The organism is Sulfuriferula sp. GW1, from assembly GCF_047300855.1.
In the GTDB taxonomy this organism is placed as follows: domain Bacteria; phylum Pseudomonadota; class Gammaproteobacteria; order Burkholderiales; family Sulfuriferulaceae; genus Sulfuriferula.
This window is the reverse complement of sequence record NZ_CP170197.1, coordinates 3,162,215-3,179,025: the sequence shown is the minus strand read 5'-3', so window position 1 is coordinate 3,179,025 and position 16,811 is coordinate 3,162,215. Positions and strand designations below refer to the sequence as shown.

15 protein-coding genes are annotated in these 16,811 nt (G+C 59.2%); 9 read left to right on the top strand and 6 right to left on the bottom strand.

From position 1 onward, the window contains the following. Positions 1-25: 25 nt before the first annotated feature. The 9 genes from parA to ACFDAU_RS15550 all read left to right on the top strand — a co-directional run bounded on the left by parA (position 26) and on the right by ACFDAU_RS15550 (position 9,406). A complete protein-coding gene (parA, locus tag ACFDAU_RS15590; protein WP_147075176.1) occupies positions 26-661 on the top strand; it encodes a ParA family partition ATPase in 636 nt (211 codons plus the stop codon). Continuing rightward, positions 652-858, top strand: coding sequence for a hypothetical protein (locus ACFDAU_RS15585; RefSeq protein ID WP_413437817.1), 207 nt, complete (start codon positions 652-654; stop codon positions 856-858). Before parA ends, ACFDAU_RS15585 begins: the two co-directional genes overlap by 10 nt. Before the next feature lie 138 nt (positions 859-996). Further along, a complete protein-coding gene (locus ACFDAU_RS15580; RefSeq protein ID WP_413437816.1) occupies positions 997-1,800 on the top strand; it encodes a CbbQ/NirQ/NorQ/GpvN family protein in 804 nt (267 codons plus the stop codon). Positions 1,801-1,925: 125 nt separating this feature from the next. Next, positions 1,926-4,277: a nitric oxide reductase activation protein NorD gene (locus ACFDAU_RS15575; RefSeq protein WP_413439560.1), complete on the top strand. Its 2,352-nt coding sequence runs from the start codon at positions 1,926-1,928 to the stop codon at positions 4,275-4,277. After that, complete coding sequence (locus tag ACFDAU_RS15570; protein WP_413437815.1) at positions 4,274-6,385, top strand: SulP family inorganic anion transporter; 2,112 nt, start codon at positions 4,274-4,276, stop codon at positions 6,383-6,385. Before ACFDAU_RS15575 ends, ACFDAU_RS15570 begins: the two co-directional genes overlap by 4 nt. Positions 6,386-6,394: 9 nt before the next feature. Next, positions 6,395-7,300 carry a class II fructose-bisphosphate aldolase gene (locus ACFDAU_RS15565; RefSeq protein WP_413437814.1) on the top strand — a complete coding sequence of 302 codons (906 nt, stop codon included), beginning with the start codon at positions 6,395-6,397 and terminating at the stop codon, positions 7,298-7,300. A 59-nt stretch (positions 7,301-7,359) separates the two neighbouring features. Then, entirely contained in the window at positions 7,360-7,767 is a 408-nt protein-coding gene (locus tag ACFDAU_RS15560; RefSeq protein WP_413437813.1) for a phosphate-starvation-inducible protein PsiE, read from the top strand. Positions 7,768-7,780: 13 nt separating this feature from the next. Next, positions 7,781-8,272 (top strand): 5-(carboxyamino)imidazole ribonucleotide mutase, encoded by a 492-nt coding sequence (gene purE / locus ACFDAU_RS15555; protein WP_413437812.1) that lies wholly within the window; start codon positions 7,781-7,783, stop codon positions 8,270-8,272. A gap of 12 nt (positions 8,273-8,284) precedes the next feature. Continuing rightward, positions 8,285-9,406, top strand: a complete 1,122-nt coding sequence (locus ACFDAU_RS15550; RefSeq protein WP_413439559.1) for a 5-(carboxyamino)imidazole ribonucleotide synthase — start codon at positions 8,285-8,287, stop codon at positions 9,404-9,406. Positions 9,407-9,433: 27 nt separating this feature from the next. On the opposite strand, the gene ACFDAU_RS15545 is transcribed toward ACFDAU_RS15550, so the two are convergent. The 6 genes from ACFDAU_RS15545 to ACFDAU_RS15520 all read right to left on the bottom strand — a co-directional run bounded on the left by ACFDAU_RS15545 (position 9,434) and on the right by ACFDAU_RS15520 (position 16,803). Beyond that, positions 9,434-10,474: a DUF3108 domain-containing protein gene (locus tag ACFDAU_RS15545; RefSeq protein WP_413437811.1), complete on the bottom strand. Its 1,041-nt coding sequence runs from the start codon at positions 10,472-10,474 to the stop codon at positions 9,434-9,436. Between the two features lie 56 nt (positions 10,475-10,530). After that, complete coding sequence (locus ACFDAU_RS15540) at positions 10,531-11,217, bottom strand: DUF3108 domain-containing protein (protein ID WP_413437810.1); 687 nt, start codon at positions 11,215-11,217, stop codon at positions 10,531-10,533. Next, the gene (gene purN, locus ACFDAU_RS15535) at positions 11,214-11,855 is read right to left on the bottom strand and encodes a phosphoribosylglycinamide formyltransferase (protein ID WP_413439558.1); all 642 of its coding nucleotides are present in this window, start codon (positions 11,853-11,855) and stop codon (positions 11,214-11,216) included. The genes ACFDAU_RS15540 and purN overlap by 4 nt, the downstream gene beginning before the upstream one ends. Then, positions 11,852-13,447 (bottom strand): ABC-F family ATPase, encoded by a 1,596-nt coding sequence (locus tag ACFDAU_RS15530; RefSeq protein WP_413437809.1) that lies wholly within the window; start codon positions 13,445-13,447, stop codon positions 11,852-11,854. The genes purN and ACFDAU_RS15530 overlap by 4 nt, the downstream gene beginning before the upstream one ends. 90 nt (positions 13,448-13,537) lie before the next feature. Continuing rightward, a complete protein-coding gene (locus tag ACFDAU_RS15525) occupies positions 13,538-15,961 on the bottom strand; it encodes an EAL domain-containing protein (protein ID WP_413437808.1) in 2,424 nt (807 codons plus the stop codon). Beyond that, the gene (locus ACFDAU_RS15520) at positions 15,958-16,803 is read right to left on the bottom strand and encodes a phosphate/phosphite/phosphonate ABC transporter substrate-binding protein (RefSeq protein ID WP_413437807.1); all 846 of its coding nucleotides are present in this window, start codon (positions 16,801-16,803) and stop codon (positions 15,958-15,960) included. The genes ACFDAU_RS15525 and ACFDAU_RS15520 overlap by 4 nt, the downstream gene beginning before the upstream one ends. Positions 16,804-16,811 lie beyond the last annotated feature (8 nt).

Sequence of the window (16,811 nt, the reverse complement as noted above, 5' to 3'; positions counted from 1 at the left end):
AGAGACCATGACTAGAGGGGGTGGCATGTCGAACCGAATCATTGCAGTCATCAATCAAAAGGGCGGCACCGGCAAAACCACCCTGGCGCTGAACCTGGCTGCAGGTTTGGCGCAGCGTGGCAGCACCCACCTGGTGGATGCGGATCCGCAGCGTTCGATCACGCAATGGGTCGGCATGGGGGGCGGTAATTCCGGTCTGCCGGGTGTTGCCCAGCTGGGGGGCAATCCGGCGGGTGTGCTGGGCAAGCTCGCGCGCAGTCACCGCTATGTCGTGGTGGATTGCCCCCCGACGGTGCAAGGCGAGACGGTTGCCGCCATCATGCGTATGGCGCATCTGGCGCTGATACCGATATTGCCCTCACCGATTGACTTGTGGGCGAGTGTGGATATGGCACTGGCGGTCAAACAGGCGCAGCGCGACAACCCGGATCTGCGCGCCTGCCTGGTGCTCAATCAGCTGGAATCGCGCAATGCGCTGTCACGCGACATGCGCGAGGCAGTGGCTGAATTCGATGTGCCGGTATTGTCCGCCGGCATGCAGCGCCGCGCGGCGTATCGCAGCGCGGCGGTGGAAGGACTGAGTGTATATGGCGTCGGCAAGCGGGGTCAGCATGCCGTGTCGGATATTGAAGCAATCATCGAGGAGGTCTTATGTCTATGAAAAAGATGGGATCCAAGCTGGCGCAGGGCGTGCGGGACATCAAGGCGCAACAAGCAAAGGAGGCCGTAGCGACACCAGCCGTTGCAGCACCTAAACGCGTAACCAGGCCGGAAGCAACCAAGCCCGCTGCCGTGCCCAAGGCCACCAAACCTGACGTGCTGCCCTTCGTGCATCCGGATCGGGTATGGCCGGATTGAGTTGCCCAGATATGGCCAACTAAAAATCGATTCGACAGCCTTTACATGATTTTTCTGGATCACCAGCTTGTTTGACCGGCTTGTTACATCCCGTAAACCCTGTCTCATCAAAGCTGCTGATGCAGTATGGAGTTTGATATGAGCGACACTATCGCGCAATACCGCATTGAAAAAGAACCTTATTACCGGGGCGTGGCCGACGAAGTCGCGCTGTACGAAGCGGCCTACTCGGTGCGCATGCCGATGATGCTGAAAGGCCCGACCGGTTGCGGCAAAACCCGCTTTGTTGAATACATGGCGTGGAAACTCAACAAGCCCTTGATTACCGTGGCGTGTAACGAAGACATGACCGCCTCCGACCTGGTCGGACGCTTTCTGCTGGATGCCAGCGGCACCCGCTGGCAGGACGGCCCGCTGGCCATCGCAGCGCGCCATGGCGCGATCTGCTACCTGGACGAAGTCGTCGAAGCGCGCCAGGACACCACCGTGGTGATCCACCCGCTCACCGACAACCGCCGCGTGTTGCCGCTGGAGAAAAAAGGCGAGCTGATCCAGGCGCATCCCGACTTCCAGCTGGTGATCTCCTACAACCCCGGCTACCAGAGCCTGATGAAGGATCTGAAACAATCCACCAAACAACGTTTTGGCGCACTCGACTTCAACTACCCGGCACACGACATCGAAACCGAAATCGTCGCCCACGAAACCGGCGTCAGTGGCGAAGTGGCCGGCAAGCTCGTATCCATCGCCGAACGCGCGCGCAACCTGAAAGGGCACGGCCTCGACGAAGGCATCTCCACGCGCATGCTGATATACGCAGGCAGCCTGATCGCCAAGAACGTGGAGCCGACCGCTGCGTGCCGTATGGCATTGGTGCGCCCGATTACCGATGACCCGGACATGCGCGATGCGCTGGATGCGGCAGTGAGTACGTTCTTTTGAGACGTTGCCGGGCGTGGCGCTGGCAATGTGACCTTCGCCCCTTCCGCTAACCCGTATACGCCCGACTTGGTGCGAGTCTGAGACCTGCGCCAAAGTCATTTCCGATAATTTTCCGGAGCTGAATGATGGCGCTCGAACTCGACAAGTACCAAGATATTCTGGACGAGCTCGGAGAGCATGCAGGTGAAGTGCTGCGTGCTTCCTGGGGAGAAGCTGCGCGCGTATTCAGCCCGCGTGGACTGGAACGCTATTATCTGCAAGGTGCAACCGGACTCAAGTCCCTGGGACGTGGTACCGATCTGGTGGTGTCGTTCATACAGAACGCACCTGCCGTGGCGCGTGAGCTGGGCGAAGATGCCGTCGCAGATCTGCTGGCCGCCGCAATCAAGATGTATTCCAAGACCAGCGCTGCGGTGATCACGTCGATTTTCTCGACCAGTCCGGTGGCCGCTGCCCGTCTGGGTGATCCAGAACTGTTTCGCGGCTATCTGCACTTGCTGGACATGTTGCTGGCCCAGGCGCCACGCGGTGTGCGGCCGATGCTGGACCAATTGGGCGTACTGCTGTCGCAACTTACGCTGGGCGGTTTGCGACGCTGGGCGTTATGGGGCGCGCAGGCGCATAAAACCAATTTCGACGGGCAGCTGAAATATTTCAGCCTGGACAGCCCGGAATCCATAGGCGTGTTGCAGCGGGAGCGCAAGGGCACCCTATTCATCGACGTGCAGCGTCGTATCGGCATGTACCTGCGAGCCTTGTGGGGTCGCGATTTCTTCCTGCGCCCCACCAGTGGAGACTTCGAACAGCGCGAGGGCTACCGACCCTATATCGATGGCTACATCATCCACCTGCCAGACGCCTACGATGACTTTGTAGCGGATCCTGCCGCAGACGGGGCGGAACGGGTTGCCGGCATTGCCTTGTATCGAGCCAGCGCGGCGCATGCCGCCTGCCATCAGGTCTACACCACACGGCAGTTTGACAGCACCGGCCTGAGCAGCTTGCAAAAGGTGCTGATGGGCTTGATCGAGGATGCGCGCGTAGAAGCGCTGGCCCTGGCGAAGTTTCCCGGCCTTCTGCAGACCTGGCTGCCGCTGCATACCGCGACGCCGCAGTCGGGCGACGGTGCTGCCGTATTGATGGCACGGCTGGCGCGCGCGCTGCTGGACGAAACCTACCAGGATACGCACACCTGGGTCGCGCTGGGGCGCCGTTTATTCCGCGCCCGCAGTACAGAATCCGAGCCCACCGTGTGGGTGCGTGAAGTGGGTATCGAGCTGGCTGACGCCCTGCTCGCATCAGGCGCGAATTACAGTCATACCAATGACGTGATCGACATCGTTTACCGTGATGACAACCGCTATATGTGGGAGTTTGAAGACATATTCGAAGCCAGCCAGGCGGTGGCCGGCATCGCTACCCAGCAGTTGCGCAAATATGTCAGCGTGATGGAAATGATCAATACGCTGGACGTGCCGGGTGCCGGCGACGATGCCAACGAAATCTGGGTGCTGAGCAGCGAATTCTTTCGCGACGAGGAAAGCACCAGTATCAACCAGCAGGAAGGTCGCGAACCACCACCGGATCCCTACCACTATGCCGAATGGGATTATCAGATGCAGCTGGATCGGCCAGACTGGTGCACCGTACTGGAGAAGCGCCCGAAAACCGGCGAAGTCGAGCTGATCAACGAGATTGCCGTCAAGCACAAGCCGCTGGTAGCGCGCCTCAAGCACTTGATCGAGGCAATGCAGCCACAAGGCGTGCAACGCCTGCGCAAGCAGGAAGATGGCGACGAAATCGACCTCAACGCTGCAGTGCGCGCCATGATCGACATCCGTATGGGAGAGCAACCCGACCCGCGCATCATGATGCGCTCAGTGCGTAAAGTGCGCGATTTATCAGTACTGTTACTGATAGATTTGTCCGAATCCACGAATGACAGCGTGCTGGGTTCCGACAGCACAGTGCTGCAGCTTGCACGTGAAGCGACCGTGCTGCTGGCCGATGCGCTGGACAAAATCGGCGATCCCTTTGCGCTGCATGGTTTTGATTCCAATGGCCGCCATGACGTGGAGTATTTCCGTTTCAAGGATTTCGATGAGACTTTCAACGACAAGGCAAAGTCCCGTCTGGCGGGCATGAGTGGGCAACTATCCACGCGTATGGGTGCGGCGATGCGGCATGCTGGCTCACTGCTCAAGCGGCAACCCAGCCATAAGAAACTGCTGCTGGTGATTACCGACGGCGAACCCGCCGACAACGACGTGCGCGATCCGCAATACCTGCGATTCGACGCCAAAAAGGCGGTGGAAGAACTGACCCGTGATGGCATAGCCACCTACTGTCTGAGCCTGGATCCGCGCGCCGATGAGTATGTGTCGCGCATTTTTGGCGCGCGCAATTACATGGTGGTCGATCATGTTGAACGTCTGCCGGAAAAATTGCCGCTGCTTTATATGGGATTGACCCGGTGACCCGCACGATAAAAACCCGTGCGCCCACGCTGTTTCCGTTTTTGCGCTGGTTTCCGCTCAGCACTGAAAAACTACGCGCCGACATGGTGGCCGGCATTACTGTCGCCTTGATACTGGTGCCGCAAAGCATGGCCTATGCCCAGCTTGCAGGCTTGCCTGTGGTGTATGGTCTGTATGCGTCATTGTTGCCGGTGGTGGTGGCTTCGATGTGGGGTTCGTCGAATCAGCTACACACCGGTCCGGTGGCTATGCTGGCGCTGATCTCGGCGGTGACCATCATTCCGTTCGCTTCGCCTGGCAGCGACAAATTCATCGAGCTGTCCATCATGCTGGCGTTAATGGTCGGCGTGTTGCGTCTGGTGCTGGGCATGCTGCGTCTGGGGGCGCTGGTTAACCTGCTGTCCAGCCCGGTCGTGGTTGGCTTCACCAATGCTGCCGCGCTGATTATCGGGCTGTCATTGCTGGCCGAGGTGCTAAACGTGCCATTCCCGCGCAGCGATGTGTTCATGGCAGATTTATGGCGGGTCGTGGCGCAGGTGCAGCACGCGCATCTGGCAACGCTGGGGTTTGCTTTTGCCACGGCCGCTATCATTCTCGCTTTGCGCCGCCATATGCCGAAAATCCCCGGTATTCTGGTAGCAGTAGTGTTGACCACACTGGTGAGTTGGATGATCGGCTTTGAGCGTAACCAGACAGTGCCCTTGTCATCGGTGACGACAGCCGTCGCGCGCTCCGACATCGATGCGTATGCCCAGACAGAGCGCCAGTTGCAGGTTTTGACCAGCCGGCTTAGCGATATTAATCAACGACTGCGCGAATTCGACAATGGCTCACATGACGCCATCAAGAGAGGGGCTGAGCTGCATGCACAGGCCGAGTGGGCGCGTCGCAAAATAGCCCGGCTCAAGGCGGACAACAATCTGCGCAGAGTTCAGCTCCATGCACTCCGGTTTGTGCGCGAAGCGCAGCCAGACGGCAAGGCTCGCTACCGGCTTGCAGCCGATGAAGAAGGCGCAGAATGGCGCTTTGGTAAGATCAAGGACGGCCAGGTCAGCTTTAGCGGCGGTGGTCGCGTGGTCGGGAATATTCCGGCCGGCTTGCCGTCATTTTCGACCCCCAGCTTGCGGGGCGATTTACTGCTGCCTCTGCTGCCGGGTGCATTGGTGATGGCATTGATCGGTTTTCTTGAAGCGACGTCCATTTCCAAGGCGATTTCAGCCATGACGCGCGAGCGTATCAACCCCAGCCGCGAACTGATCGGACAGGGTCTGGCGAACATTGTCGGCTCGTTCTGCCAGTCGTTCGTGGTGAGTGGTTCGTTCTCGCGTTCTGCGGTGGCAGCTCGCACCGGGGCGCGTACCGGGCTGTTTGCCGTCATCAGCGCGCTGATGGTTGCGCTGGTGCTTCTGTTCTTTACGCACTATCTGTACCATTTGCCCCTGGCAGTGCTGGCGGTGATTGTCATGCTGTCGGTGTTCGACCTGATTAAAGTCCGTCCGCTGTTGATGGCGTGGAAGGTCGATCGCATGGGCGCGCTAACGGGGGCATTCACGTTTGTTGCAACGCTATCCATGGCACCGTCAATTGCCAATGGCGTATTGGCCGGCGTGGCGTTGACGATTACCATATTTCTGGTGCGGCGCATGAAGCCGCGGGCTGTCTTGTTGGGACAGATGCCGGATGGAAGCCTCGCCGACATGAGGGCGCATGGGTTGCCGCCAGTCAGTCCGCATTTTGTGATAATGCGCTACGATGGTTCGCTGGATTTCCTCAATGCGGCGCATTTCGAGGATGTGATATTGCGCGCCCATGCTGATTTCCCGCAGGCAAAAACCATACTGGTGATCGGCAATGGCATCAACAACATCGATGCTTCGGGCGAGGAAAAAATACGGGAAATTGCAAAATACATGCATGAGGCAGGCGTAAAGCTGGCGTTCAGCAGCCTGAAGCAGCCGGTTCGGGAGAAGTTCGATAGAGCCGGCCTGCAACACTTGCTGGGCGCGGAAAATGTGTTCAAGAGTCGCGACATCGCATTCCAGACATTGCTGACGCGCTACGCCGTCGGCCTGCAAGCCGCTGCGCACTCGATTCAACCGGAAAAATGAAAGCACTTTATGCCACTCGTTGATATGCAGGACATGCTCGGTCATGCCTACCGCCACGGGTACGCGGTGGGTGCCTTTGGCGTGGTCAGCTGGAATGTCCTGGAAGGCGTGGTCGCCGCTGCCGAGAAAATGCGTGCACCCATCATCCTGAGCATTTCCAAGTTGTACCCCGGTACCGACAATATCGAATCGCTGGCACGTGCAGTGACCGAAATGGGGAATCGTGCCACCATCCCGGTGGCCTTTCAGGTCGAAATAGAGAGTGACCCTGCGGGCGCAGAAGCAGCGATTGACATGGGTTGTTGCGGGATTGTGTTCAATGCGTCCTCAAAGCCGTTGCCCGAGAACGTGGCGTTGACGCAAACAGTAGTCGCGCTGGCTGCGCCGCTCGGGGTGCTGGTGGTGGGTCAGGTGGGGCTGATTGAAACCGGGCTGGAAGACGATCTGGCCGAGGCTTCTGGAAACACCGCGACCAGCCCGCTGGAAGCCAAATATTATGTCGATCGCACCGGTGTAGGATGCTTGGCGGTGTCGGTCAGCCGGATCAATTCGGGTGGCAACAGCAAGTATAATTTTACCAGACTGTCGAAAATCAACCAGGCTGTCGGTATCCCGCTTGGTATCCATGGTAGCGCCGGCTACACTGATGACCAGATGCGTCGCATGATCTGTTTTGGCGCAGCCAAGATCAATTACAGCGCGACGCTGCTTGACATCGCCGCAAACCGCATACGCGAGAATGTCACGGCCGGAGCGTCAGGGTATGCGGCGACGGTGGCCGGTGTGCGCGAGGCAGTGCAGCTTGAAACCGAACGCTGTATCCAGGTGTGGGGCAGTAGCGGCCGTGCAGCAGAAGTATTGCAGCAATGCCGCGTACGAAAACCTTCGGTAGCACGTGCAGAAAAAACGGCGTAACTACGTAATCGTTCGCAAATCGGCTAAAATGCGACACAGATTTTAACCGGTATTGCATCATGATCCAGCAACACAACCGTTTCGCACTGCGCGTTCTGCACTGGGTCGAAAACTTTGGTCTGGGCATCATTCTGCTGGCCACCCTGGTGGCCGGATTTCAGGAGCTTCGCATCATGGTCGATGCAGGCACTGTCACCCTGACCGATCTGCTGCTCCTGTTCCTCTACCTTGAGATCGTCACCATGCTCGGCCTGTATTACAAACAAGGCAAGCTGCCTGTGCGTTATCCCATCTATATCGCAATTGTCGCGCTGGCGCGTTATATCATTCTCGGCATGAAGGAAATGGACGAATGGCGCCTGATTGGTGTGGCCGCCGCCATTCTGATGCTTACCCTGGGGGTACTGGCGCTGCGTTACGGACATACACGCTTCCCCTATCCCGAAGATGGCACGGATGGTGAATAAGGATAGATCGATAATGAATACACCTCTAATCGGCATTGTGATGGGCAGCAACAGCGACTGGGAAGTGATGCAGCATGCCGCGCTGATGCTCAGGTCCCTGGACGTGGCTTTTGAAGCCAAGGTGGTCTCCGCCCACCGTACCCCCGACCTGCTGTTTGACTATGCCGCCAGCGCCGCGCCGCGCGGCCTGCGCGCCATTATCGCGGGTGCCGGCGGTGCGGCGCATCTGCCCGGTATGCTGGCTGCCAAAACCACCGTGCCGGTGCTGGGCGTACCGGTGCCTTCCAAATATCTGAAGGGCATGGACTCGCTGCTCTCCATCGTGCAAATGCCCAAGGGGATTCCGGTGGCCACCTTTGCCATCGGCGAAGCGGGTGCGGCCAACGCCGCGCTGTTTGCTGCCGCGCTGCTGGCCAATGGCGATGCATCACTGGCTGCGCGGCTGGAAGCATTCCGCACCGAACAGTCCGCGACCGTGCTCAACATGAGCCTGCCGGAAGCCTGACCGATGAACCCGATGATATTGCCCGGTGCCACCCTCGGCATGCTGGGCGGCGGCCAGCTCGGACGCATGTTCACCATTGCCGCGCGCACCATGGGTTACCGCGTGATGGTGCTCGATCCCGACCCCATCAGCCCGGCCGGGCAGGTCGCGGATATGCACCTGTGCGCTGACTACCAGGATGAAACGGCGCTGTCGCAGATGGGCCGTGAGTGTGCGGCGGTGACCACGGAATTCGAGAATGTCCCGGCGCAAACCCTGCGCGCGCTGGCGCAGCATTGCCCGGTCAAGCCGGGCGCCGAAGCAGTGGAAATCGCACAGAACCGCATGGCGGAAAAATCCTGGCTGCATGCGCATGGCTTTGCCACCGCGCCGTTCGCGGTGGTTGCAACGCCGGCGGAGCTCACCGCTGCCTGTGCGCAGGTCGGTTTTCCCGCCGTGCTCAAGGTGTCGCGCTTTGGCTATGACGGCAAGGGCCAGGTGCGCGTTGCCAGTCTTGATGAGGCGCAGGCCGCATTTGCAGCGATGGACGGCGAGGTATGCGTGCTGGAGAAAATGCTGGCGCTGGAGTGCGAGCTGTCGGTGATATTGGGGCGCAATGAAGCTGGCGCATGCGCGCTCTACCCGGTGGCGGAGAACATCCACGAAGCGGGCATTCTCGATATCAGCATCGTGCCGGCACGGGTGGACCAAACCCTGGCGCAAACTGCGCGCGCCACCGCACAGTCGATTGCAGACCAGCTCGGTTATTGCGGTGTCATGGCGGTGGAGTTTTTCGTCATGGATGGCGGCAGGCTGGTCGTCAACGAAATCGCCCCGCGCCCGCACAACAGCGGTCACTATACGCTGGACGCCTGCCTCACCAGCCAGTTCGAGATGCAGGTGCGCACCCTGTGCAACCTGCCGATTGGCGCCACCATCCAGCACACGCCCGCGGTGATGGTGAACCTGCTGGGCGACCTGTGGGGCGCCAGCCAGCCCAACTGGGCAGCGCTGTTGCAACACCCGGCAGCCAAACTGCACCTGTATGGCAAACAGTCTGCGCGTCCCGGGCGCAAGATGGGGCATTTCACCTGCGTGGATGCCTCGCTGGAAACCGCGCTGGCATTGGCGCGGACCATCCGCGCACAGTTATAAGGCATACGGTTTCCGCAGCACCGGGCATTAGTGTTCAATGTTGATACCATTGATGACTTGCTCGACGATGCCGAATTTGCTGTGGTCAACCCGAATTTTGACCGGCATGTAGTTGTAATCTTCCGCCAGCCATACATCAATTGCGTCCTCACCCGCTTCCGCGTTGCGCGCCAGATGCAGCGTGCGCAGCTGTCCCAGCGGCGTATCCAGCAATTCTTCCCCCACCACATGCGCAGTATAGGGTTTGAGGCCTTTGCCGGTGGTGACATGAAGCAGTTGCTCGTTCTGGAACGGCGCCAGCATCGCCAGCTGGAAGGTGACGCTGAGAATATCCTGCGCACCGGGCAGCAGTGGCACGGTCGTGGCGTTGCTCATTTTGCCGACGGTGACCGTATGTTGCCGGTAATCGAAGTGGGCGGCGGAGGTTTTGTCGGGTATCGGTTTGCCGCGCTGGATCCAGAAATCATCCGGCGCAAGCCCCTGCGGCGTGATGTGGCCCTGACTGATCTGCACCAGTTTGCCCGGCTGGATCAGGGCGAACAGGCCGGTGCCCTCGGTAATGCTGGTCAACACGTAACGGTCGCCACGTACCTGCCAGATATAGGTAGCACGACCTACTTTGAATCCATGATCACCCTTGAACATGGTGTACTGGATTTCGGCCTTGCCAGGCATGGCGTTAAGTGGCGGCGGTGCAGGGGTGTCAGGCGCATTGGCGGGCGCTTGCTGCGACGCAGCGGGAGGCGCTTCAGCCGGTGCGTCGGCTGCGGCAGCCTCGGTTGCGGGCGCAGGGACTGCCGCCGGTTCAGGTTCGGGTGCCGGTTGTGGTGGAGACGCTGGTTTTACAGGGGGCTTCGGCCTGGGCTTGGGGCGCAGTCTGGGTGCCGTCTTGACCGCCGGTTTGGGCTTGGGAAGGGGTCTGAACTCAGGTTTTGGCAGCGGCTCGAGACGTGCCTGGATCGTTGATTCATGGCTGTCGTCGGCAGGCAGCCGGAAGCCGGGTGTAGTCAACAACAGCAAATGCGCCAATACCGATATCGCCAGCGCCAGCAGGAAAATCCTGCGCATTCGCGACGATGAATTCAAGGTGCTGAACCGGTCACCGACGGCAGCCATGCACGGGTTTATTCGATCTTGATCTGGTGGAGTGTTTGCAGTGCGGTGGCGCCGTCGTCAACGATGCGTACCTGTGCAGGCAAGTAGTGCTTGTCGCGGGCCAGCCATACCTCGATCTGCTTTTCGCCTTTCTCCGGCTGGTTGCGGTAATGCAGGGTTTTGAGCGCGCCCACCGGCGTGGCGAGGGTTTCTGCACCCACCAGCGTATAGACTTCATGACTCAGGCTATGGCCGGTAGAGACATCGAAATCGAGTTTTTTTGCACCCGGCTTGACGAACATGAACTGGTACAGCACCGACAGCCGGTCCTGGGCATCGGCAGGCAATGCGACGGCTTCGCTGCGATCCTTGCTGGTATGAGTGACTTTCCTGGTCTTCCAGTCAAAACTGGAACTGATGTTTTTTTGTGGGGCGTCGCTGCGGGTTTGCTCGAATTTTGTGGGGCGCAGGCCGTGTGCCGTGATTTTTCCTTCACTGACACTCTCCAGCTGACCCTTGAACAATACCGCGAGCGGCCCTGTGGCACGGGTCTGGCTGTCGATGCGGTAATTGTTGCCGTTGCGGGTATAGGTTTCGTGCACGGAACCGACTTCGAGGCCGTTATGCGACAGGACGTAATCGATCTCCACCTGACGTGGCGCGGCGAACGCCGGCACAGCAATCAGGGTAAGCAACAAGGCAATGTAGCGCGTCATGGCAGGCTTCCGGAAATGAATAGTGTCTGTTCAGACCCGCTATCGTCGCGCAAGTTTACCTGGCCGTTATCGAGCAACAGGAGTCGACCCTGCGCAAACCACGCAATGGCCTTGGGGTAAACGCAGTGTTCGGCAGCCAGCACGCGTGCCGCCAGGGTGGCGGCCGTGTCATTTGAGTGCACCGGCACCGCCGCCTGCACGATGATAGGGCCATGATCCAGCATGGGGGTGACGAAATGCACCGTGCAGCCGTGAATTTTCACGCCTTCGGCCAATGCGCGTGCGTGGGTATCCAGGCCGGGAAAGCTGGGCAATAAGGATGGGTGAATATTCATCAACCGTCCTGCGTAATGCATCACGAAGCTGTCGCCGAGAATGCGCAGGTAGCCTGCCAATACCACCAGCTCCGGCTGGTAACGGTCAATGACCCCGATCAGTGCATTGTCAAATGCTTCACGACTGGCATATTGCTTGTGATCCAGCGCCAGCGCCGGGATGCCTCGCGCGCGTGCCAGATCCAGCCCGGCGGCGTCGGGACGATTGCTGATGACGGCGGCGATCTCCACCGGGAGTTGTGCGTCCAGTATGGCCTGGAGGTTGGAGCCGCGCCCGGAAATGAGAACGACCAGTTTCATCAGGCCACGCCGCGGCTGGCCAGATAATCCTCGTAGTTGCCGTCATATACGGTCGGGCCCTGATCGGTGATTTCGATGACGCGGCTGGCCAGCGAGGACACGAAGGAACGATCGTGCGAGGCGAAAATAACGGTGCCCTTGAACAGCTCCACTGCCGTGTTGAGGGACTCGATGGATTCCATGTCGAGGTGGTTGGTGGGTTCGTCCAGCACCAGCACGTTGGCGCGCGACAGGATCAGCTTGCCGAACAGCATGCGCCCCTGCTCGCCGCCGGACAGCACCCGCACCGATTTTTTTGCATCGTCGCCGGAGAACAGCAATTTGCCGAGCACGCCGCGCACCATCTGGTCGTCGTCACCGGGCTGGGTCCACTGCTGCATCCAGTCGAACAGGGTGAGGTCGGTGTCGAAATCGGCGGCGTGATCCTGGGCGTAATAGGCGATCTTGGCGTTTTCCGACCATTTGATGGTTCCGGCCTTGGCGGGCAGTTCCCCGACCAGGGTTTTGATCAGCGTGGATTTACCCGTGCCGTTTTCGCCCAGGATCGCCAGGCGTTGGCCCGCCTCAACCATAAAGCTTAATTTGGAAAACAGCGGCGCGTCGTAACCAATGGCGAGATCCGTCACCTCGATCACGTTGCGGTGCAGCGGTTTTTCCTGCTCGAAGCGGATGTAGGGATACTGGCGTGAAGACGGTTTGATGACCACCATGTCCTGCTTGAGCTTGTCGATCTGCTTGACGCGGGAAGTGGCCTGGCGCGCCTTGGAGGCGTTGGCGGAGAAGCGCGATACAAAGCTCTGCAACTCGGCGACTTTTTCCTTGGCGCGCGCATTGGCGGCAGCCTGGCCTTCGCGCGCTTGCGCGGCGGCGGTCATGTATTCGTCGTAGTTGCCGGGGAATAACTGAATCTTGCCGTAGTCCAGATCGGCCATGTGGGTGCAGATCGAGTTCAGGAAATGGCGATCGTGCGAAATGATGATCATGGTGCTGGTGCGCTGGTCCAGCACGTTTTCCAGCCAGCGGATGGTGTTGATGTCGAGGTTGTTGGTAGGCTCGTCCAGCAGCAGGATGTCCGGGTTGCCGAACAGTGCCTGTGCCAGCAACACACGCAGCTTCCAGCCCGGAGCGACTTCCTTCATCGGGCCATTGTGCTTGTCGGTCGGAATGCCCACGCCGAGCAGCAGTTCGCCGGCGCGCGCTTCGGCCGAATAGCCGTCGAGCTCGGCGAATTTTCCCTCCAGCTCGGCAGCATGCATGTAGTCTGCTTCGGTGGCGTCCGGATTGGCATAGATGGCGTCTTTTTCCTGCTTTACCGCCCACAGCTCGGCGTCACCCTGCATCACCACATCGAGCACGATCTGGTCTTCGAAACCAAACTGGTCCTGGCGCAGCCAGCCCAGTTTTTCGCCGCTGTCCAGCGCGACATGACCGGAGGTAGGGGCCAACTGGCCGGCGAGAATTTTCATGAAGGTGGATTTGCCGCTGCCGTTGGCGCCAATCAGGCCATAGCGGTTGCCGTCGCCGAACTTGACGGTGACGTTTTCAAATAACGGCTTGGCGCCGAACTGGATGGTGAGGCCTTGGGTGGAGATCAAGATGCATTACCTAAAGATAAATCGGAACAGACGCCATTTTACCAGTGTGGCGCCGGAGTTGCTGGCGTGCATTGCCTGCGACAGGCGAGGCTAAGCCTGGGCAGGTTTGCTCAGCCTGGTTTGCCAGTGTCCGCCGCTTGGAATGTCGAGGTAATAGCCCTGTACCATGTCGACGCCCATTTCCTTCAGCACCGCGAAGATTTCACGGCTTTCCACGAATTCCGCGACGGTGGTTTTGCCCAGCCCGCGCGCTACGTCCACGATCGCTTTGACGAAAACCTTATTGTCGCGTTCGAAGATGATGTCGCGGATGAACAGGCCGTCAATCTTGAGAATGTCCGCCTTGATGTGCTTGAGATACGCGAAAGATGCGAAACCTGTGCCAAAATCGTCCAGGCAGATTATGCAGCCGGTATGGCGTAATGCCTGGATGAAACGTTGTGCCTCCTGCAAGTCCGACAATGCCGAGGTTTCGGTGATTTCGATCATCAGGCGGTGCGGCTCCACCTTGGCGGAGAGCAATTCGTCGGAAATGAACAGGGCGAGACCCGGATCGTCCAGCGAGCGCCCGGAAATGTTGACGGCGAGCGCAGGAATCTCCGGTTTGGCCTGAAGCATCGCAATGCTCTGCTTCAGCACCCAGCGGTCTATCTGCAAAATCTGGCCGTTTTTCTCTGCCAGTGGAATGAAATGGCCTGGCATGATGAGCTGTTCCGTGTCTGTCTCGTCGCGCATGCGCAGCAGGACTTCCAGGTGCGCCAGCACGCCGCTCTGGGTGTGATAAATTCCCTGGAAGTGTAATACGAAGCGGTCTTCTTCCAGCGCTCGCCCGATGCGTTCATTCCAGCTCATGCGCTGGATCATCTCGCGCGAGGTATCCAGATCGGCCCGATAGCTGCGCCAGGCATTTTTGCCTGCTTCCTTGGCTTGATACATGGCGGCATCCGCGTGGGCTACGAGTTGCTCGGCACTTTCCGCCTGCTGGGGATAGGCGGCAATACCGAGGCTGCAGGTCAGGCGCAGGTTTTTACCCTCGAAGCGAAATGGAATCTGCGCCACCGCGCGCACGACGCGTTCCGCCAGGGATTGAGCGTCCGCTTCGCTCGCGTCGGGCATCAGTATGGCGAATTCGTCGCCACCCAGCCGGCAGAAGACTTCATTACTGCGGATCAGCGCGCCCACTGCACCGGCCACGCGGATCAGCATCGAGTCGCCGGCGCGGTGTCCGAAGGTATCGTTGATGTATTTGAATTCGTCCAGGTCGAAAAACAGCAGGCTGCCGCTATTGCCGTGACGCGTGATGTCGCCCACCATACGCCACAGTTCGTCCTCAAAACGGCGCCGGTTGTAGAGACCGGTGAGCGAGTCGCGCTCAGCCAGATAAATCAGCTGTTCGGCAGTCTGGCGTTCGCGCGTGACGTCTTCAAAAATCAGGATGCGCCCGATGATGCGGCCGTCCTGCTCGCGCACCGGGTAGGACAGCTGGGTAATCACGCGGCCGTCGGTCATTTCGATTTCCAGACTTTCCGAACTCTCGTGCGTGCTCATCACGCCCATGATGTGGCGCGAGAAATGGTCCGGGCGTGCCAGCACACAGCCTGAGTCATTGAGCACGTCGGCAATTTCGCGCCCGACCAGATTATCGGTGTTGCGGATCATCCATATCTGGGTGAAAGCCGGGTTGGTATAGGCGACGCGGTTATTGATGGTGACAAACAGGATGCCCATGTTCATTGCCGACAGCAGCGCCAGCAAGCGGGCTTTTTCCACGCGCGTTTCGGCGAGATAGCGACGCTGGATGGATTCGGCCTGCTGCAGTGCCTCAATGCGGCTGCGCAGGCTGGCGGCCATGGCGTTAAAAGCTTGATTGAGTTGTCCCACTTCGTCATGGCTGGTGACCGGGAGATGGATATTGAGGTTACCCGCCGCGATGGTCTTGCTGGCCTCGGCCAGCCGGCGCAGATGGCGGGTAAGCCACAGGCTGAGAATAATCAGCAGTACAAAAGACGCTATGAGCGCAATCCCGCCTATCACGATGATTTTGTATTTCATGCGTGCTTGGGCGCTCGTGAGAAAATCCGTGGAAACGCCGAAATAAAGCGTTCCATAACGCGCATTTCCCAGCGTGATGGGCATGGCTGTGTTGTACACGCGATCGCTGCCCGCATCGGCGAAGCCTTGGTCTTGCTTGGGTAATATGCCGCGATCCAGCCCCGCTGCGGCCAGTTGCTTGCCTTGCGCGTCAGTCACAACCAGATAGCTGAGGCCTTTTTCCTGGTGCATGGAGTTGAGTAATTCCTGTAGCCCGGCTACATCCCGCTGGAACAGCGCTGTGCTTAGTGCGGCATTGAGCGGTAAGCGCAGCTCCTGTATGCGCAGCTCGGCATTTTCCAGCAGGCTTTGCTGAGTCTCACGTAAGTTGGTAAACGCGAGCAAGCCCAGCAGGGTGAACTGCAGCAGCATGGTGGTCAGAAACAGTTTGACCCATAAAGGATAAGCAATACGGCGATTCATGGGGCCGATTCTTTCAGCAAGCGGCGCACTTCTACACCGTAGCGTGCCATCGTGGTCAGGCTCTGGGCGGTTGCGGGAAGGATGGGTCCAAAGTGCCCATGGTCAAGAAACAGGCGTCCCTGTGGGGTGGTGCCGAAGGTCAGCAGGGCATCTCGCACTGCCTGGGCTGTTGGTGAGGGCAGGCGCGGGTTTGCCATGAAAAAAAAGCTTTTTACCTTGATGGTGGTTCCGATAATGCGCAGTTTGCTGCGCATGTTTTCCGGGAATTGGCTGAATGACAGCCCTCCAACAATGGCAGCCGGAACCTCGCCGTTGATCACAGCCAGGGCGGCATTGTTGTGACTGCCCCGGTTCACGAATTGGTAGTCAGTACCTTGACGCAGGCCGGTTTCTTGCAAAAAACCAACCCCGAGTATGGTTACGATTGCCAATGGGTCGGGGATGGCGATAGTGCTGCCTCTTAATTCAGCAGCGCTATGCAGACGAGACGCCGCTGCCACCACCAGCAGGCCTTTGATGGTGCCGGTGTAAGTGGCCAGTGGCCGGTAGCCGGCCTCCTGCTCGGCTAGCCAGGCCAGATGCGGGGGAGTCAGCACAATATCGAAATTTCCGAGCTGGGTCGCGTCGACAAAGGAACGGGGGGTTTTTGCGGTATAGAGTTGTATCGGACGTGCGAGCCGCTGCTCCAGATAATCGGTGAGAAGTTGATACAGCCTGAATTGCCGTTCCGGCGACAGGTTGGGAAATACCCCGAAGGTGAGCGGCGTGGTCGCCGCGCGCGCACCAAGCGGCAGGCTGCAACAGAGCAACAGGGTGCAGAGCTGGCGTCGTGTAAGATTCATGCGCCGGA

What these genes read in the sequence shown, in the direction of transcription:
- ACFDAU_RS15540 (WP_413437810.1), bottom strand. Translation starts at nt 11,217, where the DNA reads ATGACGCGCTACATTGCCTTGTTGCTTACCCTGATTGCTGTGCCGGCG.
- purE (WP_413437812.1), top strand. Translation starts at nt 7,781, where the DNA reads ATGAATACACCTCTAATCGGCATTGTGATGGGCAGCAACAGCGACTGG.
- ACFDAU_RS15525 (WP_413437808.1), bottom strand. Translation starts at nt 15,961, where the DNA reads ATGAATCGCCGTATTGCTTATCCTTTATGGGTCAAACTGTTTCTGACC.
- ACFDAU_RS15545 (WP_413437811.1), bottom strand. Translation starts at nt 10,474, where the DNA reads ATGCGCAGGATTTTCCTGCTGGCGCTGGCGATATCGGTATTGGCGCAT.
- ACFDAU_RS15550 (WP_413439559.1), top strand. Translation starts at nt 8,285, where the DNA reads ATGATATTGCCCGGTGCCACCCTCGGCATGCTGGGCGGCGGCCAGCTC.
- ACFDAU_RS15585 (WP_413437817.1), top strand. Translation starts at nt 652, where the DNA reads ATGTCTATGAAAAAGATGGGATCCAAGCTGGCGCAGGGCGTGCGGGAC.
- ACFDAU_RS15575 (WP_413439560.1), top strand. Translation starts at nt 1,926, where the DNA reads ATGGCGCTCGAACTCGACAAGTACCAAGATATTCTGGACGAGCTCGGA.
- ACFDAU_RS15560 (WP_413437813.1), top strand. Translation starts at nt 7,360, where the DNA reads ATGATCCAGCAACACAACCGTTTCGCACTGCGCGTTCTGCACTGGGTC.
- ACFDAU_RS15520 (WP_413437807.1), bottom strand. Translation starts at nt 16,803, where the DNA reads ATGAATCTTACACGACGCCAGCTCTGCACCCTGTTGCTCTGTTGCAGC.
- ACFDAU_RS15580 (WP_413437816.1), top strand. Translation starts at nt 997, where the DNA reads ATGAGCGACACTATCGCGCAATACCGCATTGAAAAAGAACCTTATTAC.
- ACFDAU_RS15565 (WP_413437814.1), top strand. Translation starts at nt 6,395, where the DNA reads ATGCCACTCGTTGATATGCAGGACATGCTCGGTCATGCCTACCGCCAC.
- parA (WP_147075176.1), top strand. Translation starts at nt 26, where the DNA reads ATGTCGAACCGAATCATTGCAGTCATCAATCAAAAGGGCGGCACCGGC.